The following is a 22,067-nucleotide window of genomic DNA, read 5'->3' as shown; positions in this document are numbered from 1 at the left end:
AACGCCCGGTTACATTCCGAACCCGGAAGCTAAGCCTTACAGCGCCGATGGTACTGCAGGGGGGACCCTGTGGGAGAGTAGGACGCCGCCGAACTCCTTTTGATAAAGAGCTGGTCCCCGAACCTTTGGTTCGGGGACCAGCTCTTTTTTGTTTCCCTTTACTTGGCGTTCACGTGGCACGATGAGCATTCTGTGCCATGGGCACAGTTGGAATGCTGCAAGCCGCCAGTATCGGCGCCGGTGACGAAGTGATCGTGCCGGCCTACGGCAACCCCGAGGTCGCCGAAGCCGTCGTACAGGCGGGCGCCGCTCCCGTCTTCGCTGACATCGACCCCGACACGTACTGCATCGATCCCTCGCACGTCGCCGCCTGCGTGAGCGAGCGGACCGCCGCCGTGGTCGCCGTCCACCGCTTCGGACACCGCGCCGACATCGAGCGGCTGACCGGAGTCACCCGGCGCCACGGGCTGTTCCTGGTGGAACAGGGCGAATCCCAGCAGCCGTTCGAGGAAGTCGGGCGGCGACGCGCGTACGCGGCCTATCTGAGCGGGCGGCTCAGCGGGCTGCGGACGCCCGCGGCCGGCGAAGGGCACACCTTTCAGCAGTACGTCGTGCGCGTGCCCGGCAACGGGCGGCCCGATCGGGATGCCTTCGCCCGTGCCCTGCGCGGCAAGGGCGTCGAATGCAGCGTGCCGGTGAAGACGCCGGTGCACCGGATGCCCGCGTTCCGGCGTGACGTGGAACTGCCCGAGACGGAATGCGCCGCCGACGAAACGCTGGCGCTGCCCCTCGACGCGGAACTGTCCAAGCGGCAGATGCAGCGCATCGTCTCCGCCTGCAACGCGCTCGGCGGATTGCTTCAACCCGCCTTCTGACGCTGCCTTCGCGGGCCGTGCGATCGATGGTTCGAAGCGACCTGATCTTCGGGTATGCTTTAACTCGTTGGTGAGCGGGAAACCGCGAAAGCAACAGGCCCCTATAGCTCAGTCGGTAGAGCGTCTCCATGGTAAGGAGAAGGTCAGCGGTTCGATTCCGCTTGGGGGCTCAGGAATTGAGGCCCCCGCCCTGGAAACAGGGCGGGGGCCTTTTCCTTTCCCCCGCCCCCTCCGGCGTCAGTCGTGCTGCAGGCCCGGTACGCGCATCGTCAGGATCGCCATGTCGTCGGACGGGGCGTCAGCGGCGAAGCGCTCCACCGCGCGCATGATGCGGGCGGCCACAGCGCCGGCCGTCAGACCCGTACACGTCGACAGGACTTCGGCGAGACCGTCGTCGCCCAGCATGCGGGTGCCCTCGCGGCGCTCCGTGATGCCGTCCGTGACGCACAGCAGGACATCGCCCGCGTCCAGCGTCATCGTCTGCTCGTACAGCTCCAGGTCGTCCATGACGCCGAGCAGCGGCTGCGGCTCGGCGAACGGGACGACCGTGCCGTCCTGGCGCAGACGCAGCGGAAGCGGATGACCGGCGCAGACCATCTTCAGGACCGCCGAGCCGTCCTCCTGCGGCCACAACTCCCCGTAGAGCAGCGTCAGGAAGCGGCTGCGTGCGCCCTCGTCGAGGATCGCCGCGTTCAGCCGCTCCAGGACCGCGGGGCCGCCGAAGCCCTCGCGGGCCAGCAGGCGCAGCGCGTGGCGGGCCAGGCCCGTCACCGCGGCCGCCTCCGGGCCCGTGCCGCAGACATCGCCGATCGCGAAGCCGTACGCGCCGTCACGGATCGGGAAGAGGTCGTAGAAGTCGCCGCCCACCTCGTTGCCCTCGCCGGCCGCGCGGTAGATGACCTCCACCTCCACGCCTGGGACGTCCGGGAGCTCCGGCGGGAGGAGGCTGCGCTGGAGGGACTGGCTGATCGCCATGCGTTCCGAGTAGAGGCGGGCGTTGTCGAGTGCCAGGGCCGCTCGGCGGCTCAAGTCCTCGGCCAGCTCCAGGATTTCCTGGCGGAAGTGCTCGTCGGTCGGCTTGCCGAGCGTCAGCATGCCGATGACGCGGTTACGGGCGACCAGGGGGAGGACGACCGTCTCGCCGCCCACCGCGGAAGCCGTCGCGAGGGTGGTGCCGATGCCGGACGTGATGCTCGTCGGCTCGTTGAGGCCGAGGCTTCTCATCGACGTACGCAGTGCCGCCTGATGGGCCGCCTCCGCGGGGGCCGGCCAGACGCGGGCGCCCGGCGTGGGCACCGGCTCCGGCGGGGAGATCTTGGACAGGAGCGCCTTGAGGCCGTCGATGCGCTCCTCGTCCTCGTGCAGGACGTACGAGAGGTACGGGTCCGAGGCCTGGTCGGCGATCGTGTACACCGCGCACCAGGTCGCCAGCGTCGGCACCGTCATCTGGGCCATCAGCGCCAGCGTCTGGTCGCGGTCGAGCGTGCCGGCCAGCAGGTCGGACGCCTCCACCAGGAAGCTCAGCGAACCGCGGCGCAGCTTCTCCAGCTCACCGAGGCGGGCCGATTCGACCGCCAGCGCGATGCGGTCCGCCGCGAACTGGAGGCGAAGGGCCTCTTCGTTCGAGTAGCGGTCCGGTGATTCGGCCGCGACACCGAGGGAGCCGGTGAGACGCCCCTCGACCTTGAGCGGGACCGTCACGACCGAACGCATGCCCGTACCGTTCAACAGCGGTACCGCGCCCGGGACTTGAGTGAGGTCCTCATGGACGGCCGGCATGCGCGCCGAGCCGTAGCGGCCGGGGCCGACCTCGACCGGCACCCGTGCGAAGCGCTGACGGGCCGAGGGGAGGCCGGTGGAGGCGCGGACCTCCAGCTCCGTCTCGTCGTCCGTCGCCAGCAGCAGGAAGGCCGAGTCGCCGTCGAGCATGTCGCGGGCCCGCTCGACCGTGCGCTGGAGCAGGCCGTCCAGGTCGTCGGGGGCCGGAGAGCCGATGAAGACCTCGAACGGGTCGGAGCCCTGACTCTCCGACGACCCGCTGTCGGGCGCCGGGACGCGCAGCGGCGTCTGCAGCACGGCGCGCTCGTGATCGCGTACGAGCAGGCAGACCGTCGAGGGCTCACCGTCGGTGTCGCGGACCCGCAGATGGGAGGCGTAGACGGGGAGGACGCGACCCGTGGCGCCGCGGATGCCGTAACTGCCCTCCCAGCGCGAGAGTTGGAGCGCGTCGGCGATGCCGGTGCTGGTGCCCGGGGTGTGCGGCCAGGCCGCGAAGTCGGTGAGGGGCTTGCCGGTGACCTGGTCGGCCGGATAGCCAAAGAGGTGCTCCGCGTCCTCGTTCCACGACGTGACCGCGCCGGTCTTGTCGATCTGCACCACGGCGACGCGCACCCGCTCGTCGGCGAGCGGCAGGAGATCGGTGGGAACGACGGGGCCGGCCGCGCGGGTGCCCACCGGGCGCTCCGGCAGGTCGAGTTGGAACCACACCTGCTTGTGCGTGGCCGAATAGTCCACTCCCCAACGGCCCGCGAGCGCGGCGCAGAGCTGGAGGCCGCGGCCGCCCTCGCGGTCGGGACTGCCCATGTTGATCGCCGAGGACTGGAGCGGGATCTCGCGCTCCGGATAGCGGTCGGAGACCTCGATACGGACATGGTCGTCGCTGCGCAGGCACAGCACGTCCGCGGAGGTGCCCGCGTGCACCACCGCATTCGTCACGAGTTCGCTGGTCAGCACCACGGCGTCGTCGATGATGTCGGCGTAGCCCCACCCCTGGAGGGTGTCGCGCACGAAGGACCGGGCGGTCGCGACGGACCGCCCGACAGGTTCGAAGGTGGCAGCCGCACGCGCGGTGATCACAGAACTCCCTGTACGCGTAGAACTCGATGTAGTCGCCGTACCTGCCGCACTCGCTGTACGAATGTCGAGGCCCAGGTCTCCCGTACCCATGTCTCGGCCGCCCCTCCGATGCCCGCTCGTTTTCCGCCACCGCCCAGGTCGGGCAGACCGGGGTGGGTGGACAGCCGTAAGCCAGGTTACTTACCTTCGCCGTCCATGCGGATGCCGGTCGCCAGTGTTTCCGCCCGGAGGGTGTGCGGACGGTGTGCGAAGCTGCCGAACTGTTATGGCCTGGTTCAGCCATGGTGAAACACTGGGCAGGCTTCTGAAGAAAACGCATCGAAGTGCCGGTGCTGAGGTAGAAGCGCATCTGGGCAAGCCGAGCTACCCGAGCAGTACAGGTCGATCCCTGCGGGAGGGACACAGTGGAGTCTGGCGCAGCGACGCGGGGCAGGAAAACGCGCGCAGAAGGCGGACAGTCCCTGACGAAACAGCGCAAATCGCGCAACGGCGGAGGGACGACAACGGTCGACAGTGCGGCGCTGAACCGGCTGCTCGCCGGTCTCGTCGCCATGCGGGACGGCAATTTCCGAAAGCGCCTCACGGTCAGCGGCGACGGTGTGATGTCGGAGATCGCCGCCGTGTTCAACGAGGTGGCCGACCGGAATCTGCACCTCACCGGTGAGCTGTCGCGGGTGCGGCGGATGGTCGGACGTGAGGGAAAGCTCACGGAGCGCCTCGAGGCCGGCGCGTGCGAGGGCTCGTGGGCCTCGGCGATCAACGCGTCGAACGCGCTCGTCGACGACCTCGTACGCCCCGTGTCCGAGGTGGGCCGGGTACTCACGGCGGTCGCCGAGGGCGATCTGTCGCCTCGCATGGAGCTGCGGGCACAGGCGCCCGAAGGGGCGGGGCATCCGCTGCGCGGTGAGTTCCTGAAGGTCGGGCGGACGGTCAACAACCTCGTCGACCAGCTCTCCACCTTCACGGACGAGGTCACGCGTGTCGCGAGCGAGGTCGGGACGGAGGGAAAGCTGGGCGGCCAGGCGCGTGTACGCGGAATGTCCGGTTCCTGGAAAGACCTGACCGACTCGGTCAACACGATGGCGTACCGGCTCACCGCACAGGTGCGTGACATTGCTCTCGTCACCACCGCGGTGGCCAAGGGCGACCTGTCCCGGAAGGTCACGGTTCACGTCGCGGGCGAGATGCTCGAGCTGAAGAACACCGTGAACACCATGGTGGACCAGCTGTCGTCCTTCTCCTCCGAGGTCACACGAGTGGCGCGCGAGGTGGGCACGGAGGGCGAGCTCGGCGGCCAGGCGCAGGTGCCCGGCGTGGCCGGGGTGTGGAAGGACCTCACCGATTCGGTGAACCTCATGGCCGGCAACCTGACGGCCCAGGTGCGCGGGATCGCCCAGGTCACCACGGCGGTGGCCAACGGTGACCTGTCGCAGAAGGTGACGGTGTCCGCGCGGGGCGAGGTCGCCCAGCTCGCCGAGACCATCAACCAGATGACCGAGACGCTGCGCACGTTCGCCGACGAGGTCACGCGCGTCGCCAACGAGGTCGGGGCCGAGGGCCAGCTCGGCGGCCAGGCCAACGTGCCGGGCGCGGCCGGGACCTGGAAGGACCTGACGGACTCCGTCAACACCGTCTTCAGAAACCTGACCACACAGGTGCGCGACATCGCGACCGTCACCACGGCGGTGGCGAACGGTGACCTCTCCCAGAAGGTCACCGTGGACGTCGCGGGCGAGATGCTGGAGCTGAAGAACACCGTCAACACGATGGTGGACCAGCTCTCCGCCTTCGGTTCCGAAGTGACGCGTGTGGCCCGTGAGATCGGTGTCGAGGGTGAGCTGGGAGGTCAGGCGCTCGTCGTGGGCGCCGCCGGTACGTGGAAGGACCTGACGGACTCCGTCAACACGGCCTTCCGCAACCTGACCGGGCAGGTCCGCAACATCGCGCAGGTGACGACGGCGGTGGCCAACGGCGACCTGTCGCAGAAGGTCACCGTCGACGTCTCCGGCGAGATGCTCCAGCTGAAGAACACCGTGAACACGATGGTGGACCAGCTGTCGTCGTTCGCCGACCAGGTGACCCGGATGGCCCGGGACGTGGGCACGGAGGGCCGGCTCGGCGGGCAGGCCCGCGTGGACGGGGTGAGCGGTACGTGGAAGGAGCTCACCGACTCCGTCAACTTCATGGCCGGCAACCTGACGTCTCAGGTGCGGCAGATCGCTCAGGTCACCACGGCAGTGGCGCGCGGTGACCTGTCGCAGAAGATCGACGTGGACGCGCGCGGCGAGATCCTGGAGCTGAAGAACACCATCAACACGATGGTGGACCAGCTGTCCGCCTTTGCCGACCAGGTCACGCGGGTGGCCCGGGAAGTGGGCACGGAAGGGCGTCTGGGCGGTCAGGCGCAGGTGCCGGGCGTCGCCGGTGTGTGGCGCGACCTGACGGACTCCGTGAACGGCATGGCCGGCAACCTCACGGCCCAGGTGCGCAACATCGCGCAGGTCGCCACCGCGGTCGCGCGCGGTGACCTGTCGCAGAAGATCGACGTGGACGCGCGCGGCGAGATCCTGGAGCTGAAGAACACCCTCAACACGATGGTGGATCAGCTGTCGGCCTTCGCCGAGCAGGTGACGCGGGTGTCCCGCGAGGTGGGCACGGACGGCATCCTCGGCGGCCAGGCCGAGGTCCAGGGTGTGTCGGGTACCTGGAAGGACCTGACGCAGTCCGTGAACGGCATGGCCAACAACCTGACGCTCCAGGTGCGCAACATCGCGGAGGTCACCACGGCCGTGGCGCGCGGCGACCTCTCCAAGAAGATCACCGTCGACGCCAAGGGCGAGATCCTCGAACTGGTCACCACGGTGAACACGATGGTGGACCAGCTGTCGTCGTTCGCCGAGCAGGTGACCCGGGTGGCCCGCGAGGTGGGCACCGAGGGCCAACTGGGCGGCCAGGCAAGGGTTCCGGGCGTCACCGGCATCTGGAAGGACCTGAGCGACAACGTCAACCTGATGGCCAACAACCTGACCATGCAGGTGCGCAACATCTCCCAGGTCGCCAACGCCGTGGCCAACGGCGACCTGACCCGTACGGTCACCATCGAGGCGCGCGGCGAGGTCGCACAGCTCGCCGACACGTTCAACACGATGGTGAAGACGCTGAGTTCGTTCGCCGACCAGGTCACCAAGGTGGCCCGTGAGGTGGGCACGGACGGCATCCTCGGCGGCCAGGCCCGCGTACCCGGCGTCTCCGGTACGTGGAAGGACCTCACCGAGTCCGTGAACGGCATGGCCTCGAACCTCACCGGTCAGGTGCGCAACATCGCGATGGTCACGACCGCCATCGCCAAGGGCGACCTGACCAAGAAGATCGACATCGACGCGCGGGGCGAGATCCTCGAACTGAAGACGACGATCAACACGATGGTCGACCAGCTGTCGTCGTTCGCCGACCAGGTCACCCGGGTCGCCCGCGAGGTGGGCACCGAGGGCCAGCTCGGCGGCCAGGCACGCGTGCGCGACGTCGACGGCACCTGGCGGGACCTGACCGAGTCCGTGAACGAGATGGCCGGGAACCTGACCCGTCAGGTGCGTGCCATCGCGGCCGTGGCCACCGCGGTGACCCGCGGCGATCTCAACCTCAAGATCGACGTCGACGCGGCGGGCGAGATCCAGGTCCTCCAGGACAACATCAACAAGATGATCTCCAACCTGCGCGACACCACGATCGCCAACGAGGAGCAGGACTGGCTCAAGGGCAACCTGGCCCGCATCTCGGGTCTGCTGCAGGGCCGCCGCGACCTCGACGACGTGGCCTCGCTCATCATGAGCGAGCTGACGCCGGTGGTCTCCGCGCAGCACGGCGCGTTCTTCATGGCGATGCCGCTGGACGACGGGCCCGACGCGGCGAGCAGCGACGAGGACGCGTACGAGCTGCGGATGCTCGGCAGCTACGGCTACTCCATGGGCTCGATGCCAACCTCCTTCCGGCCCGGTGAGACGCTCATCGGCACGGCCGCCCAGGAGAAGCGCACGATCATCGTGGACAACGCGCCCAGCGGCTATCTGAAGATCGCGTCGGGTCTCGGGGAGGCGCCGCCCGCGCAGGTCATCGTGATTCCGGTGCTCTTCGAGGGCACGGTGCTCGGGGTGATCGAGCTGGCGTCCTTCACGCCGTTCGCGCAGATCCAGAAGGACTTCCTCAACCAGATCGCCGAGATGATCGCGACCAGCGTCAACACCATCTCGGTGAACACCAAGACCGAGGTGCTGCTGAAGCAGTCCCAGGAACTGACCGAGCAACTCAGGGAGCGCTCGGCCGAGTTGGAGAACCGGCAGAAGGCCCTCCAGGCGTCCAACGCCGAACTGGAGGAGAAGGCCGAACTGCTGGCCCAGCAGAACCGTGACATCGAGGTCAAGAACACCGAGATCGAAGAGGCGCGGCAGGTCCTGGAGGAGCGCGCCGAACAGCTCGCGGTGTCGATGCGCTACAAGAGCGAGTTCCTCGCGAACATGTCGCACGAGCTGCGCACACCGCTCAACTCGCTGCTGATCCTCGCCAAGCTGCTCGCCGACAACGCGGATGCGAACCTCACGCCCAAGCAGGTCGAGTTCGCCGAGACGATCCACGGTGCGGGCTCCGACCTGCTCCAGCTGATCAACGACATCCTGGACCTGTCGAAGGTCGAGGCGGGCAAGATGGACGTCTCGCCGACGCGGATCGCCCTGGTGCAGCTCGTCGACTACGTGGAGGCGACGTTCCGGCCGCTGACCGCGGAGAAGCAACTCGACTTCTCCGTACGGGTGTCGCCGGAACTGCCCACCACGCTGCACACCGACGAGCAGCGCCTCCTCCAGGTGCTGCGCAACCTGCTCTCCAACGCGGTGAAGTTCACCGACTCGGGGGCCGTCGAGCTGGTCATCAGGCCGGCGGGCGGCGACGTGCCGAACGCGATCAGGGAACAGCTCCTGGAAGCGGGGTCGTTGCGGGACGCGGACGCCGATCTGATCGCCTTCTCGGTCACCGATACCGGTATCGGCATCGCGGCCAGCAAGATGCGGGTCATCTTCGAGGCGTTCAAGCAGGCCGACGGCACGACCAGCCGCAAGTACGGGGGTACGGGCCTCGGGCTCTCCATCAGCCGGGAGATCGCCCGTCTGCTGGGCGGTGAGATCCACGCGGCGAGCGAGCCCGGACGCGGCTCCACGTTCACGCTGTACCTGCCGCTGCACCCGAGCGAGCTGCCGCCCCAGGGGTACGCGCAGCTGGCCCCGGCCGTCGAGCCGGGCCGTCCGCTCGCCCTGGACGCCGCGCCCGAGCCGGCCGCCGAGGTGGAGACGCCGGCGGAGGTGAAGTCGTACCGGGAGACGCAGAACGGCGCCGCCGCGCTCTTCAGGCGCCGCCGCAAGGCCGTTCCGGAGCCCGAGCCGCGAGCGGCCCTGCCGGGGCAGCCCGCGCCCGCTCAGGAGCCGTGGGAGAGCGCGGTCGAGGAGATCCCCGCGCCGACGCCGCGGCGCGGGTCCGTGTTCGGCGGTGAGAAGGTGCTCATCGTCGACGACGACATCCGCAACGTCTTCGCGCTGACCAGCGTTCTGGAGCAGCACGGCCTGTCGGTCCTGTACGCGGAGAACGGCCGCGAGGGCATCGAAGTCCTGGAGCAGCACGACGATGTGACCGTGGTGCTGATGGACATCATGATGCCCGAGATGGACGGGTACGCGACGACCACGGCGATCCGCAGGATGCCGCAGTTCGCCGGTCTGCCGATCATCGCGCTCACCGCGAAGGCGATGAAGGGCGACCGGGAGAAAGCCATCGAATCGGGCGCATCCGACTACGTCACGAAGCCGGTCGACCCGGATCATCTGCTCTCTGTGATGGAACAGTGGATGCGCGGTGAGTAACTGGAAAACGGAATTTTCACGCAGAGTTGCTGACTGAGTGTGGCCAAAGCCGTGTAGAAGTGCGGTGTACGGGGAACCTTCTGGTCCCCCACCGCGTTTCTGCTACGTGCACAGTGACATCGCGGTGACAGGGTGTGGCGACAGGCGGGGTGCGGCTACCATGACCGGCACAAGGACGGGCGGCGCTAGGGAGTCGTTCCCCGGGGCGGCGACAGGAGCCTCCCCGAGTCCTGCGGACAGGGGCGGCCCCATGCCGGGGCGAGGAGGGCGGGCCATGGTGCAGAAGGCCAAGATCCTCCTGGTCGATGACCGGCCGGAGAATCTGCTGGCGCTGGAGGCCATCCTCTCTGCGCTCGATCAGACGCTGGTGCGGGCATCGTCCGGGGAGGAAGCGCTCAAGGCGCTGCTCACGGACGACTTCGCGGTCATTCTGCTCGACGTTCAGATGCCGGGAATGGATGGTTTCGAGACCGCGGCGCACATCAAGCGCCGGGAGCGGACCCGGGACATCCCGATCATCTTCCTCACAGCGATCAACCACGGGCCGCATCACACCTTCCGGGGGTACGCGGCCGGCGCGGTGGACTACATCTCCAAGCCGTTCGACCCGTGGGTGCTGCGAGCGAAGGTCTCGGTCTTCGTCGAGCTGTACATGAAGAACTGCCAGCTCCGGGAGCAGGCGGCACTGCTGCGGCTCCAGCTGGAGGGCGGCGGCAAGGCGGCCGGTGACGCGAAGGAGCCCGCGGGGCTGCTCGCCGAGCTGTCCGCGCGGCTCGCGGCCGTCGAGGAGCAGGCAGAAGCGCTGTCCAAGCAGCTCGACGACGAGTCGGCGGACGCGGCGGCGGTGGCCACGGCCGCTCATCTGGAGCGCAAGCTCACCGGTTTGCGCAGAGCGCTCGACGCGCTGGAGCCCGGCACGGGCAGCGGCGCGCCGTCGGTCCCCTCTCAGAACTGAGCAGCCGCACCGGCCTTGAGGGCGCGTCACTTCACACAACATCAGACCGCGACACGAACGGGTGAAGTCGCGCCACACGTGTCCCCGACGTCGTCCCCCGGTAACCTCACACCTATGGCCTCACGTCCCGCAGCCAAGAAGACGCCCGCGAAGAAGGCGGCGGCGCCGACCAAGGCTCCGGCGAAGAAGGCCGCCGCGAAAAAGGCGCCCGTCAAGAAGACCGCCGCCAAGAAGGCACCGGCCAAGAAGGCGGCTGCCAAGAGGCCCGCGCCGAAGCCGGCACCCAGTCCCACCGGCGGTCTCTACCGGCTCGTCCGCGCCGTGTGGCTCGGTGCCGCGCACAGCGTCGGCGCGATGTTCCGCGGCATAGGGCGAGGCGCGAAGGGGCTCGACCCGGCGCACCGCAAGGACGGTCTGGCGCTGCTGCTGCTCGGTGTCGCGCTGATCTGCGCCGCCGGTACCTGGTCCAATCTGCGCGGCCCCGTCGGGGACCTCGTCGAGATGCTGGTGACCGGAGCGTTCGGTCGGCTCGATCTGCTGGTGCCGCTGCTGCTCGGCTTCATCGCGGTGCGCCTGATCCTGCACCCCGAGAAGCCCGAGGCGAACGGGCGGATCGTCATCGGCCTGTCGGCACTCGTCGTCGGCGTGCTCGGCCAGGTCCACATCGCCTGCGGCTCGCCCGCGCGCAGTGACGGCATGCAGGCCATACAGGATGCGGGCGGCCTCATCGGCTGGGCCGCGGCGACCCCGCTGAGCTTCACCATGACGCAGGTGCTCGCGGTCCCGATGCTCGTCCTGCTCACCGTCTTCGGGCTGCTCGTGGTCACCGCGACGCCGGTCAACGCGATCCCGCAGCGGCTGCGGCTGCTCGGCGTGCGCCTCGGCATCGTCCACGACGACACGCTCGTCGGGGAGGCCGTGGACGGCGAGTACGACGAGGACTGGCGCGAGGCCGCGCCCGCGCGCGGGAGGCGGCGCCCGGCGGTCCAGGACGAGCCGCTGGGGTACGACCCCGACCGGATAGAGGAAGACGCCCTCTCCAAGCGCCGCAGGCCCCGACGCGGGTCCGTGCAGCCGTCCATGGACCGCCCGATGGACGCCGTCGACGTGGCCGCGGCCGCCGCGGCGGCCCTCGACGGTGCGGTGCTGCACGGCATGCCGCCGTCACCGCTCGTCGCCGACCTCACCCAGGGCGTCGGCGGGGAACGTGCGGGGGAGCGGACCGGGGACACCTCGGCGCCGGAGCGCACGGCGCCCGTACCCACGGCGCGCGGCAAGAAGGCCGCGCCGCCGGCCGCCCCGGAGCCCGAGACGCCCTCCCGGCTCGCCGTGCCCGACCTGACCAAGTCCGCCCCCGACGCGCCGCGCGAGCTGCCGCCGCGCGCCGAGCAGCTCCAGCTGGCCGGCGACATCACATACTCCCTGCCGTCGCTCGACCTGCTGACCCGCGGCGGCCCCGGCAAGTCGCGCAGCGCCGCCAACGACGCCGTCGTCGAATCGCTCTCGACCGTCTTCACCGAGTTCAAGGTCGACGCCGCCGTCACGGGCTTCACGCGCGGTCCCACGGTCACCCGGTACGAGGTCGAGCTCGGCCCCGCGGTGAAGGTCGAGAAGATCACCGCGCTGGCCAAGAACATCGCGTACGCCGTCGCCTCCCCGGACGTGCGGATCATCAGCCCGATCCCCGGCAAGTCCGCGGTCGGCATCGAGATCCCGAACACGGACCGCGAGATGGTCAACGTCGGGGACGTGCTGCGCCTCGCGGACGCCGCCGAGGACGACCACCCGATGCTGGTCGCGCTCGGCAAGGACGTCGAGGGCGGCTATGTGATGGCGAACATGGCCAAGATGCCCCACATCCTGGTCGCGGGCGCCACCGGCTCCGGAAAGTCGTCCTGCATCAACTGCCTGATCACCTCGATCATGGTGCGGGCGACCCCCGAGGACGTACGGATGGTCCTCGTCGACCCCAAGCGCGTGGAGCTGACCGCGTACGAGGGGATTCCGCACCTCATCACGCCGATCATCACCAACCCCAAGCGGGCCGCCGAGGCGCTGCAGTGGGTCGTGCGCGAGATGGATCTGCGCTACGACGACCTCGCGGCCTTCGGCTACCGGCACATCGACGACTTCAACCAGGCCATCAGGGACGGCAAGCTCACCACGCCCGAGGGCAGTGAGCGGGAGCTGAAGCCGTACCCGTACCTGCTGGTCATCGTCGACGAGCTCGCCGACCTGATGATGGTCGCGCCGAGGGACGTGGAAGACGCGATCGTGCGGATCACGCAGCTCGCGCGTGCGGCCGGAATCCACCTGGTGCTCGCCACCCAGCGGCCGTCCGTCGACGTCGTCACCGGCCTCATCAAGGCCAACGTGCCCTCGCGCCTCGCCTTCGCCACCTCCTCGCTCGCCGACAGCCGCGTCATCCTGGACCAGCCGGGCGCAGAGAAGCTGATCGGCAAGGGCGACGGGCTCTTCCTCCCCATGGGCGCGAACAAGCCGACCCGTATGCAGGGCGCCTTCGTCACCGAGGACGAGATCCACGCCGTCGTCCAGCACTGCAAGGACCAGATGGCGCCCGTCTTCCGGGAAGACGTCGTCGTGGGCACCAAGCAGAAGAAGGAGATCGACGAGGACATCGGCGACGACCTGGAGCTGCTGTGCGCCGCGGCCGAGCTGGTCGTCTCCACCCAGTTCGGGTCCACGTCCATGCTCCAGCGCAAGCTGCGCGTGGGCTTCGCGAAGGCGGGCCGGCTGATGGACCTCATGGAGTCGCGGAACGTCGTCGGCCCGAGCGAGGGGTCTAAGGCCCGGGACGTGCTCGTGAAGCCGGACGAACTCGATGGAGTGCTCGCGGTGATCCGCGGGGAGGCTCACCCTTAGGCCGATCGGTCCCGGGCCGGGCGACCCGGGACCGCGCGCCGCAGGACCGGCGCGAAATCGATGTCACTCGTAAGGGAATCGGGGGCAACCGTTTCCTCATCGCGTACGTCAAGTTGAGGGAAGGGGCGACACCTTGTCGACCTTCAGGACCACGGGTCATGCCGGTGGCTCTGATGGCGTACAAAGTCCGACCGCCCGGTTGCCCCACCCTTTCGTACCACCCCTAAACTGAACCTCCAGCAGGTGGCTACACGCTCGAAAGGCGCCCCCGTGTCCATCGGCAACTCCCCTGAAGACGACCGTCCTTCGGAAGACCACACCCCGCAAGCGGGCGACGACCGACCGTCGATCGGTCATGTCCTGCAGCAGGCACGCATCGCCGCGGGTCTCACTGTCGACGAGGTCAGCCAGTCGACCCGGGTGCGCATCCCGATCGTGCATGCGATCGAACAGGACGATTTCTCGCGCTGTGGCGGCGACGTGTACGCGCGCGGCCACATCCGCACGCTCGCGCGTGCCGTGGGGATCGATCCGGAACCGTTGCTCGCGCAGTTCGGCGCCGAGCACGGCGGACAGCCCGCGCCGACACCGGCCACCCCGCTGTTCGAGGCCGAGCGCATCCGCTCCGAGCCGCGCCGGCCCAACTGGACGGCCGCCATGGTCGCCGCGATCGTCGCGGTCATCGCCTTCGTGGGCTACACGGCGGTGAGCGGCGACGACGACGGGAGCGACAAGCAGCAGGCCGCCGAGGGCGCCACGCCCAGCACCTCCAAGCCCGCCGCTCCCAAGCCGAAGCCCAGCACCAAGAAGCCCTCCGACCCGAAGCCGAACCCGTCGGACAGCGCCATCGCGGCCGCCCCGCGCGACAAGGTCACCGTCAAGATCAACGCGGCGGACGGCCGCAGCTGGATCTCCGCGAAGGATCACAACGGGCGACTTCTGTTCGACGGAGTGCTCGAACAGGGGCAGTCGAAGACCTTCCAGGACAACCAGAAGGTCGACGTGGTCCTCGGGGACGCCGGTGCCGTCCAGCTGTATGTGAACGGCAAGAAGATCCAGGACGAGTTCCAGGCCGGCCAGGTCGAGCGGCTGACCTACACCAAGGGCGATCCCGAGGTCGGCTGACGGCCGGCCGGTGGCCCCGGCGGTCTCCCGGTAACCCTCCCGGCGAGGGGTGTCAGTGGGACGAAGTAGTCTTGAGTCCATGCCCGAACGCCGTACCGTCGCACTTGTCACCCTTGGCTGCGCCCGTAACGAGGTGGACTCGGAGGAGCTCGCAGGCCGCTTGGAGGCGGACGGCTGGGAGCTCGTCGAGGACGCCGAGTCCGCCGATGTCGCCGTCGTGAACACCTGTGGCTTCGTCGAGGCCGCCAAGAAGGACTCCGTCGACGCCCTCCTCGAAGCCAATGACCTCAAGGGCCACGGCAGAACCCAGGCCGTCGTGGCGGTGGGCTGCATGGCCGAGCGGTACGGCAAGGAGCTCGCCGAGGCCCTTCCCGAGGCCGACGGCGTGCTCGGCTTCGACGACTACGAGGACATCTCCGGCCGTCTCCAGACGATCCTCTCGGGCGGCAGCGTGGAGGCCCACGCTCCGCGCGACCGGCGCAAGCTGCTGCCCATCAGCCCGGCCGAGCGCCAGGAGGCGGGCTCCGGGATCGCGCTGCCGGGCCACGCTCCGGTCGACCTCCCCGACGGTGTCGCGCCCGCGTCCGGGCCGCGTGCGCCGCTGCGGCGTCGGCTCGACGGCGCGCCCGTGGCCTCCGTGAAGCTGGCCTCCGGCTGCGACCGGCGCTGCACCTTCTGCGCCATCCCGTCGTTCCGCGGCTCGTTCATCTCGCGCCGCCCGAGCGACGTTCTCAACGAGACGCGCTGGCTCGCCGAGCAGGGCGTCAAGGAGGTCATGCTGGTCTCCGAGAACAACACGTCGTACGGCAAGGACCTCGGTGACATCCGTCTCCTGGAGTCGCTGCTGCCCGAGCTGGCCGGTGTCGACGGGATCGAGCGGGTCCGGGTGAGCTACCTGCAGCCCGCCGAGATGCGGCCGGGGCTCATCGACGTCCTGACGGGGACCGAGAAGGTCGTCCCGTACTTCGATCTCTCCTTCCAGCACTCGGCCCCCGCCGTGCTGCGCGCGATGCGGCGCTTCGGCGACACCGACCGCTTCCTGGAGCTGCTCGACACCATTCGGAGCAAGGCGCCGCAGGCAGGTGTCCGGTCGAACTTCATCGTGGGCTTCCCCGGTGAGACCGAGGCCGACTTCGCCGAGCTGGAGCGGTTCCTGAACGGCGCGCGACTGGATGCCATCGGTGTCTTCGGCTACTCCGACGAGGAGGGCACGGAAGCGGCCACGTTCGAGACCAAGCTGGACGAGGACGTCGTCGCCGAGCGGCTCGCGCGGGTCTCGCGCCTCGCCGAGCAGCTGGTGTCGCAGCGGGCCGAGGAGCGTCTGGGCGAGACCGTGGAGGTGCTCGTCGAGTCGGTGGACGCCGAGGACGGCGTGGTCGGCCGCGGCGCGCACCAGGCACCGGAGACGGACGGCCAGGTGCGCCTCACGAGCGGCGAAGGTCTGACCGTCGGCCGTATGGTCGTGGCAAAGGTGGTCGGCACCGAGGGCGTGGACCTCGTCGCCGAGCCGCTCGACGGGCTCGAGGAGGCAGGCAGATGACCGGAGTGCCGGCATCCGCCGCGGGTGGCACCGGTAGGCCGGCGCCCGGCGGCAAGCTGGGCACTGCGGCCGTGAACCAGGCCAGCCTGTGGAACATCGCCAACATCCTGACCATGATCCGGCTGCTCCTGGTGCCGGGTTTCGTGGTGCTGATGCTCGCCGACGGGGGCTATGACCCGGCGATGCGGGCGTGGGCCTGGGCGGCGTTCGCCGTCGCCATGATCACGGATGTCTTCGACGGCCATCTGGCCCGCACGTACAACCTGGTCACGGACTTCGGGAAGATCGCCGACCCCATCGCCGACAAGGCGATCATGGGTGCCGCGCTGATCTGTCTGTCGTCGCTCGGTGACCTGCCGTGGTGGGTGACCGGCGTCATCCTCGGGCGGGAACTGGGGATCACGCTGCTGCGCTTCGTGGTGATCAGATACGGGGTCATCCCCGCCAGCCGCGGCGGCAAGATGAAGACCCTGGCCCAGGGCACGGCCGTCGGCATGTACGTGCTCGCGCTGACCGGGCCGCTCGCGACCTTCCGGTTCTGGGTGATGGCGGTCGCCGTGGTGCTCACCGTGGTGACCGGGCTCGACTACGTACGACAGGCGGTCGTGCTGCGCCGCGCCGGGCTGGCCGAAGCGGCCGCCGCCGCGGCCCGCTCCCAGGCCGCTGCCGCGGACCAGACGCCTTCGGAGGCGGCCGAGAAGTGACGTACGGGGCTGCCGAGGCGCTGCGGCTGTTGACGGAGCGAGGGGAGACCCTTGCCGTCGCCGAGTCGCTGACCGGCGGTCTCGTGGCCGCGGAGCTGGTGTCCGTGCCGGGGGCCTCGAAGGCCTTCCGGGGCTCCGTCACTGCGTACGCCACCGAGCTCAAGCACACGGTCCTCGGCGTGGACGCGGCACTGCTCGCCGCGCACGGCGCCGTCCACCCGGAGGTGGCGCTCCGGATGGCCGCCGGAGTGCGTGACGCGCTCGGCGCGGACTGGGGGATCGCCACCACCGGCGTCGCGGGCCCCGAGCCCCAGGACGGGCAGCCGGTGGGCACCGTCTTCGTGGCCGTGGCCGGGCCCGAGGGGCCACAGACGGGTGGTTTCCGGCCTGTCCGGGATTTCGCTGGTAGCCGCAAAGTGCGCGCGTTGCGGTTGAACGGCGGCCGTACGGAAATCCGTAGAGAGAGTGTACGGAGCGTGCTCGGGCTGCTCACGGAAGAGCTGGTCGGAGGGCATTCCGGCGAACGTACCGAGAATGCGCGGGCACAGGATACGGAACAGAACGGGGGGTTTTGATGTTTGCAGCCCTGAGTGAACACGACATCGCTCCCCGCACGGCCGCCGCCCAAGGCGGTACGGTGGGGCGTGAAGGATGCGGCTACGCGGTCCGAGGAGGGAGCCACCGATGATTCTGCTCCGTCGCCTGCTGGGTGACGTGCTGCGTCGGCAGCGCCAGCGCCAGGGCCGTACTCTGCGCGAAGTCTCCTCGTCCGCCCGAGTCTCGCTCGGCTATCTCTCCGAGGTGGAGCGGGGGCAGAAGGAGGCTTCCTCCGAACTGCTCTCCGCGATCTGCGACGCGCTTGACGTACGGATGTCCGAGTTGATGCGCGAGGTGAGCGACGAGCTCGCTCTCGCGGAGCTGGCCGCGTCGGCGGCGGCAGTCCCGTCGGAGCCGGTGCCAGCGCCGGTTCGCCCGATGCTCAATTCCGTCTCCGTGACCGGTGTCCCGCCGGAACGGGTGACGATCAAGGCGCCTGCGGAGGCCGTGGACGTCGTAGCGGCGTAGCGCCTGCGCTCAGCATGAGCTTGGGGAAAGCCCCGGTCGAGATCCTCGGCCGGGGCTTTCCGCTGCGCGCACGGCCGACGCGAACATGGGCCATTTGGCCCTCACATCTCCTCCGTATATCCGTTCTAGTACCTGTATGCCATTGTTGATGATGGTTTCGATACGGAGGTAACGGATGTACGTCGTGAAGAGCCCACTGACCGATGCTGACCTGAAGACCGTCTCCGAGGCCCTGCAGGGTGCCCTGGTCGATCTGGTGGACCTCTCACTGGTGGCGAAGCAGGTCCACTGGAACGTGGTCGGTCCCCGCTTCCGGTCCGTGCATCTCCAGCTCGACGAGGTCGTGGACACCGCGCGTCTGCACTCCGACACGGTGGCCGAGCGGGCCTCCACGCTCGGGGTGTCGCCGGACGGCCGGGCCGGAACCGTGGCCGCCACCAGCGGCATCGGCACGATCGCCGACGGCTGGGTCAAGGACGTGGACGCGGTCGGCACGCTCGTCGAGGCCCTCGGCGCCGTGATCACCCGGATGCGGGAGCGGATCGAGGCGACCGGTGACGCGGACCCCGTGAGCCAGGACATCTTCATCGCCGTCACCGCGGACCTGGAGAAGCACCACTGGATGTTCCAGGCCGAGAACGGCGGCTGAACCGCCGTAGCGCCCCCGGTGCGCCCTGTTGCGTGGGGTGCGGGCGCCGTCAGCGTCGTCAGTGTCGGGATGCGGTGAGGGGTGCGGTACGGGTGGAGGTGAACGGGCGGTGACCGTGGGCCGGTGGCGAGCGCTGCGCTGGATACCCGCCGTACTGGTCGGGGCGCTGTGGTGGTGGGGCGTGCTGCGGCTGGCCTTCGCGCCGGACGCGGGGGCGTTCGAGGGGGCGGTCGCCGCGGGGGGCTGGGGGCTGAGTCTGCTGCCGGTGCACGCGCTGCCCAAGTCGAAGGCCGCCGGCGTCGCGGGAATGCCGGGGCGGCACGGTGCGCGGAAGGTGCGGGTGCGGGCGCTGCGGGCGGGGCAGGAGGCGGCGGGCGGACTGTGGGGTGTCGGCGGCAGGGCGGTCACCAGGGCATGGCGACGCCTCCGTTCGGGCGGAGGATCTGGCCCGTCGTGAAGGACGCGGCGTCCGAGGCGAGGTGCAGCACCGCGTGCGCGATCTCGTCGGGCTCGCCGACCCGGCCGAGCGGGGCCATGCGCCTCATCAGGGACTCCGTGTGGGCCTGCGCGCGATCGTCGTGGCGGGTCGTCATCGGGGTGCGGATCCAGCCGGGGGCGACCGCGTTGACCCGGATGCCGTGCGGTCCGGCTTCCGTGGCGAGCGTCTTGGTCAGCTGGACGACGGCGGCCTTCGCGACGCCGTAGCAGAGCAGGCCCGGGCCGCCGGTGTCGACCGCGCCCGACGCCATCGTGACGATGCTGCCGCGGGTGCCGTTCGCGATCATGATGCGGGCCGCTTCCTGGCACGCGTACAGGATGCCCTTGAAGTTGACGGCGAAGACGCGGTCGAGGTCTTCGTCGCGGGTCTCCAGGACGGGGCTGGAGTGCATGACCCCGGCGATCGCGGCCATGATGTCGAGACCGCCGCTGCCGTCGCCGGTGGGGCGGGCCGCCGTGGCGATCGCCTCGGTGAGCTGGGCGCGGTCGCTGACGTCGAGCGGGTACGGGTGTGCGGTGCCGCCGTCCTGCTTGATGAGGCCGGTCGTCTCGTGCAGGCCCTGCTCGTCGCGGTCCGCGCAGTGCACGGTGGCTCCCGCGCGGGCGAGCAGGACGGCCGATGAGCGGCCGATGCCGCTCGCCGCGCCGGTGACGAACGCGGTGCGTCCGGTGAGGTCGTACGCCGTGACAGGCATGGAAGGACCGTACGAGCATTTCTGACGAGGCGTCAATTGTTGTGCGCGCACCGGAGTGCGCATCTGCTTCTACGGTGTCGGGCCCTGCTGGCAGGCCGGGCACCAGTAGGTGGGGCGTTCGCGGGACCCGTCGCCCTGGTTCGCCTTGCGGATCGGGGTGCGGCAGCGCAGGCAGGGGCGCGGAGCGCGACCGTAGACGTACAGGTGTTCGCCGGGGTGGGAGCTGCCGGTGGTGATGCGGGTGGGGCGGTCGCGGTTGGCTTCGAGGAGCTTCTTGGCGAGCGGCGGGAGGCGGGATGCGGTGTCGGGCGGCAGGTCGCCGACCGGGAGCCAGGGCGTGACACGCAGGAGGAAGCAGAGCTCGGACTTGTAGACATTGCCGATACCGGCCAGATTGCGCTGGTCGAGGAGGGCTTCGCCGAGCGGGCGGGCCGGGTCCTCGTACAGGTTGGCCAGGGCCTTCTCGGGGTCCCAGTCCGGGCCGAGCAGGTCGGGGCCGAGGTGGCCGACGGCCTTGGACTCCTCGGCCGTGCGCAGGAGTTCGACGACGGGGAGGCGGTAGCCGACCGCCGTGCGGGTCTCGTTGCCGAGGATCGCGCGGATCTGGTGCGCGGGGCCGCCGCGCCAGCGCTCGCCGGGGGCGTAGATCTTCCAGGAGCCGTCCATCCGCAGGTGCGAGTGGAGGGTGAGGCCGCCCTCGATCCGGGTCATGAGGTGTTTGCCGCGCGCCGTGACGTCCAGGACCGTGCGGCCGGTCAGGTCGGCCGTGGCGAATCGGGGAACGCGCAGGTCGGAGCGGGTGAGCACCTGGCCCGCGAGGGCGGTGTGCAGCCGCTTCGCGGCTTGCAGGACGGTGTCTCCTTCGGGCATGGGATTCAGCGTAGGCGGGGTGGGGGCGAGGTGGCATGCCGGTCGGTCGCTGCGCGGGGCGGGTCCTCTTGCCGGGTGTCGTCCGTCCGTGGCCCGGAGGGGCCTATCGCGCAGTTTCCCGCACCCCTGGGGCCGAACGTCGCCCCTACTGGCCCGCGGAAAATGTCTCGCCGGATGCCGCCGACACTTCTAGCCTGCGTCGGATGATGACCTCTGATGACGTGTTGTCCGTCCTGGGCCTGTTGCGTCGGGCGGGGGCCGATGTCTGGATCGGCGGCGGATGGGGGATCGACGCGCTGGTCGGTGGGCAGACCCGGGACCATCGCGACCTGGACCTGATGCACCGGCAGGATCAGGAGGACGCCGTGCTGGCGGCCCTCTCCGCGGCGGGGTTCGTGGAGAGCCTGGACCAGAGACCCGTCCGGTTCGTCGTGCGGGACCCGGGCGGCCGGGAGATCGACCTGCACCCGCTGGTCTTCAGCGGCGACGGTTCGGCGGTGCAGGCGTCACCCGATCCGCAGCGCCCCTTCGTCTACCCCTCCTCCTGCTTCGTGACGGGCACCGTGCAGGGGGCGTCCGTTCCCTGTCTCTCCGCCGAGCAGCAGGTCTTCTTCCATCAGGGCTACGAACCGACGGAACGCGACCGGCACGACATGGCCGAGCTCCGCCGCGTCTTCGGGATCGCCACGCACTTCTGACCGCCTCGCCGCCAAGAGCGGCTACGGTCCTGTTCATGCCAGCCCAAGATCAGCCCCATCCCGCGCCCAGCCCGACCGAGATAGCCGCGGCCATGACCGCCCTCGGCATCTACGCCCAACAGCCGACCCCCGAGGAGTTGGCGCAGCAAGCCGTCGCCGTCGGCGGTGAGCACATCCTTGCCGCCGTCCTCGCCAACGCCCTGTACGGCGCCTCCATCGGCACCGGCATGGTGACCGAGGGGAACATGCTGGAAGCGGGGGCGGGCTCGGAGGAGATGGCGCTCGCGCGCGAGCAGGTGTTCAAGGCGTCGGGGGCCGACTGGACCGGGGTGATCGGTCTGCTGCACTGGCAGACGGGCCACGTCTGGAACGCCTTGAAGAGCATGAGCGAGGAGGAGCGCGAGCCGCTCGGCACCGTCGGCGCCCACGCTTCCAACGCGCTGCTCAACCTGCTGTCCTGCATGTCCGTGACCGGCACCGACGATCCGCGTGCCGCGGATGTCCCTGCCGATCTCGAGCGCGTGCGCGCGGATCTGGTCGCCGCGGTGGCGGCCCTGGACGCGCTGCCGACGTCCGAGGCGGGGGTGTTCGCCGGCGGCGCGCCGGCTGCCTGAGTGTGGTGCGCCGGGCTTGCGTGAGTGTGGTGCGCCGGGCTTGCGTGAGTGTGGTGCGCCGGGCTTGCGTGAGCGTGGGGCGCACCGGCTCGCGTGAGCGTGGGGCGCCGGGCTTGCGCGAGCCGCGATGCGCACCG

Annotated in this window: 16 protein-coding genes, 1 tRNA gene and 1 rRNA gene; 15 read left to right on the top strand and 3 right to left on the bottom strand. The window is 69.8% G+C overall.

The window, feature by feature from the left end; genetic code table 11:
- The 3 genes from rrf to ABT127_RS28800 all read left to right on the top strand — a co-directional run.
- Positions 1 to 94 (top strand): 5S ribosomal RNA (gene rrf, locus ABT127_RS28810); the annotation flags it as partial.
- Positions 95 to 212: 118 nt separating this feature from the next.
- Positions 213 to 875 carry a DegT/DnrJ/EryC1/StrS family aminotransferase gene (locus tag ABT127_RS28805; protein WP_351456042.1) on the top strand — a complete coding sequence of 221 codons (663 nt, stop codon included), beginning with the start codon at positions 213 to 215 and terminating at the stop codon, positions 873 to 875.
- Between the two features lie 97 nt (positions 876 to 972).
- Positions 973 to 1,045 (top strand) — tRNA-Thr (locus ABT127_RS28800).
- A gap of 67 nt (positions 1,046 to 1,112) precedes the next feature.
- On the opposite strand, the gene ABT127_RS28795 is transcribed toward ABT127_RS28800, so the two are convergent.
- Positions 1,113 to 3,731 carry a SpoIIE family protein phosphatase gene (locus ABT127_RS28795; protein ID WP_351456015.1) on the bottom strand — a complete coding sequence of 873 codons (2,619 nt, stop codon included), beginning with the start codon at positions 3,729 to 3,731 and terminating at the stop codon, positions 1,113 to 1,115.
- A 404-nt stretch (positions 3,732 to 4,135) separates the two neighbouring features.
- On the opposite strand from ABT127_RS28795, the gene ABT127_RS28790 reads away from it, so the two are divergent.
- The 10 genes from ABT127_RS28790 to ABT127_RS28745 all read left to right on the top strand — a co-directional run bounded on the left by ABT127_RS28790 (position 4,136) and on the right by ABT127_RS28745 (position 19,012).
- Positions 4,136 to 9,634: a HAMP domain-containing protein gene (locus tag ABT127_RS28790; protein ID WP_351456013.1), complete on the top strand. Its 5,499-nt coding sequence runs from the start codon at positions 4,136 to 4,138 to the stop codon at positions 9,632 to 9,634.
- Between the two features lie 274 nt (positions 9,635 to 9,908).
- Positions 9,909 to 10,589 carry a response regulator gene (locus tag ABT127_RS28785; RefSeq protein WP_351456010.1) on the top strand — a complete coding sequence of 227 codons (681 nt, stop codon included), beginning with the start codon at positions 9,909 to 9,911 and terminating at the stop codon, positions 10,587 to 10,589.
- A 114-nt stretch (positions 10,590 to 10,703) separates the two neighbouring features.
- Positions 10,704 to 13,472, top strand: coding sequence for a DNA translocase FtsK (locus ABT127_RS28780; protein WP_351456007.1), 2,769 nt, complete (start codon positions 10,704 to 10,706; stop codon positions 13,470 to 13,472).
- A 270-nt stretch (positions 13,473 to 13,742) separates the two neighbouring features.
- The gene (locus ABT127_RS28775) at positions 13,743 to 14,597 is read left to right on the top strand and encodes a helix-turn-helix domain-containing protein (RefSeq protein WP_351456005.1); all 855 of its coding nucleotides are present in this window, start codon (positions 13,743 to 13,745) and stop codon (positions 14,595 to 14,597) included.
- 79 nt (positions 14,598 to 14,676) lie between these two features.
- A complete protein-coding gene (rimO, locus tag ABT127_RS28770) occupies positions 14,677 to 16,137 on the top strand; it encodes a 30S ribosomal protein S12 methylthiotransferase RimO (RefSeq protein ID WP_351456002.1) in 1,461 nt (486 codons plus the stop codon).
- On the top strand, positions 16,134 to 16,841 hold the full coding sequence (gene pgsA, locus ABT127_RS28765) for a CDP-diacylglycerol--glycerol-3-phosphate 3-phosphatidyltransferase (protein WP_351456000.1): 708 nt from the start codon (positions 16,134 to 16,136) through the stop codon (positions 16,839 to 16,841). Before rimO ends, pgsA begins: the two co-directional genes overlap by 4 nt.
- Complete coding sequence (locus ABT127_RS28760) at positions 16,838 to 17,416, top strand: CinA family protein (RefSeq protein ID WP_351455997.1); 579 nt, start codon at positions 16,838 to 16,840, stop codon at positions 17,414 to 17,416. Before pgsA ends, ABT127_RS28760 begins: the two co-directional genes overlap by 4 nt.
- A 109-nt stretch (positions 17,417 to 17,525) precedes the next feature.
- On the top strand, positions 17,526 to 17,906 hold the full coding sequence (locus ABT127_RS28755; RefSeq protein ID WP_111662634.1) for a helix-turn-helix domain-containing protein: 381 nt from the start codon (positions 17,526 to 17,528) through the stop codon (positions 17,904 to 17,906).
- 175 nt (positions 17,907 to 18,081) lie between these two features.
- Positions 18,082 to 18,555, top strand: coding sequence for a Dps family protein (locus ABT127_RS28750; RefSeq protein ID WP_351455994.1), 474 nt, complete (start codon positions 18,082 to 18,084; stop codon positions 18,553 to 18,555).
- Between the two features lie 109 nt (positions 18,556 to 18,664).
- Positions 18,665 to 19,012 (top strand): hypothetical protein, encoded by a 348-nt coding sequence (locus tag ABT127_RS28745; RefSeq protein WP_351455991.1) that lies wholly within the window; start codon positions 18,665 to 18,667, stop codon positions 19,010 to 19,012.
- Here ABT127_RS28745 and ABT127_RS28740 read toward each other — a convergent pair.
- Both ABT127_RS28740 and ABT127_RS28735 read right to left on the bottom strand, forming a co-directional pair.
- Positions 18,960 to 19,748 (bottom strand): SDR family NAD(P)-dependent oxidoreductase, encoded by a 789-nt coding sequence (locus ABT127_RS28740; RefSeq protein ID WP_351455988.1) that lies wholly within the window; start codon positions 19,746 to 19,748, stop codon positions 18,960 to 18,962. The genes ABT127_RS28745 and ABT127_RS28740 overlap by 53 nt on opposite strands.
- A 69-nt stretch (positions 19,749 to 19,817) precedes the next feature.
- A complete protein-coding gene (locus ABT127_RS28735; RefSeq protein ID WP_351455985.1) occupies positions 19,818 to 20,618 on the bottom strand; it encodes an Fpg/Nei family DNA glycosylase in 801 nt (266 codons plus the stop codon).
- Positions 20,619 to 20,824: 206 nt separating this feature from the next.
- On the opposite strand from ABT127_RS28735, the gene ABT127_RS28730 reads away from it, so the two are divergent.
- Positions 20,825 to 21,316, top strand: a complete 492-nt coding sequence (locus ABT127_RS28730; protein ID WP_351456039.1) for a nucleotidyltransferase domain-containing protein — start codon at positions 20,825 to 20,827, stop codon at positions 21,314 to 21,316.
- Positions 21,317 to 21,351: 35 nt separating this feature from the next.
- Positions 21,352 to 21,930: a DUF6245 family protein gene (locus ABT127_RS28725; protein WP_351455982.1), complete on the top strand. Its 579-nt coding sequence runs from the start codon at positions 21,352 to 21,354 to the stop codon at positions 21,928 to 21,930.
- Positions 21,931 to 22,067: the final 137 nt, after the last annotated feature.

It is taken from the genome of Streptomyces sp. NPDC001904 (genome assembly GCF_040297005.1).
In the GTDB taxonomy this organism is placed as follows: Bacteria; Actinomycetota; Actinomycetes; order Streptomycetales; family Streptomycetaceae; genus Streptomyces.
Note: the sequence above shows the minus strand (reverse complement) of the source record. Positions and strands in the feature narration are given on the sequence as shown.

Bases quoted from the DNA above. Each gene is read 5' to 3' on its own strand.
- ABT127_RS28725 (WP_351455982.1), top strand. From the start codon at position 21,352: ATGCCAGCCCAAGATCAGCCCCATCCCGCGCCCAGCCCGACCGAGATA.
- ABT127_RS28805 (WP_351456042.1), top strand. From the start codon at position 213: ATGCTGCAAGCCGCCAGTATCGGCGCCGGTGACGAAGTGATCGTGCCG.
- ABT127_RS28785 (WP_351456010.1), top strand. From the start codon at position 9,909: ATGGTGCAGAAGGCCAAGATCCTCCTGGTCGATGACCGGCCGGAGAAT.
- ABT127_RS28730 (WP_351456039.1), top strand. From the start codon at position 20,825: ATGACCTCTGATGACGTGTTGTCCGTCCTGGGCCTGTTGCGTCGGGCG.
- ABT127_RS28740 (WP_351455988.1), bottom strand. From the start codon at position 19,748: ATGCCTGTCACGGCGTACGACCTCACCGGACGCACCGCGTTCGTCACC.
- ABT127_RS28735 (WP_351455985.1), bottom strand. From the start codon at position 20,618: ATGCCCGAAGGAGACACCGTCCTGCAAGCCGCGAAGCGGCTGCACACC.
- ABT127_RS28780 (WP_351456007.1), top strand. From the start codon at position 10,704: ATGGCCTCACGTCCCGCAGCCAAGAAGACGCCCGCGAAGAAGGCGGCG.
- ABT127_RS28755 (WP_111662634.1), top strand. From the start codon at position 17,526: ATGATTCTGCTCCGTCGCCTGCTGGGTGACGTGCTGCGTCGGCAGCGC.
- rimO (WP_351456002.1), top strand. From the start codon at position 14,677: ATGCCCGAACGCCGTACCGTCGCACTTGTCACCCTTGGCTGCGCCCGT.
- ABT127_RS28750 (WP_351455994.1), top strand. From the start codon at position 18,082: ATGTACGTCGTGAAGAGCCCACTGACCGATGCTGACCTGAAGACCGTC.
- pgsA (WP_351456000.1), top strand. From the start codon at position 16,134: ATGACCGGAGTGCCGGCATCCGCCGCGGGTGGCACCGGTAGGCCGGCG.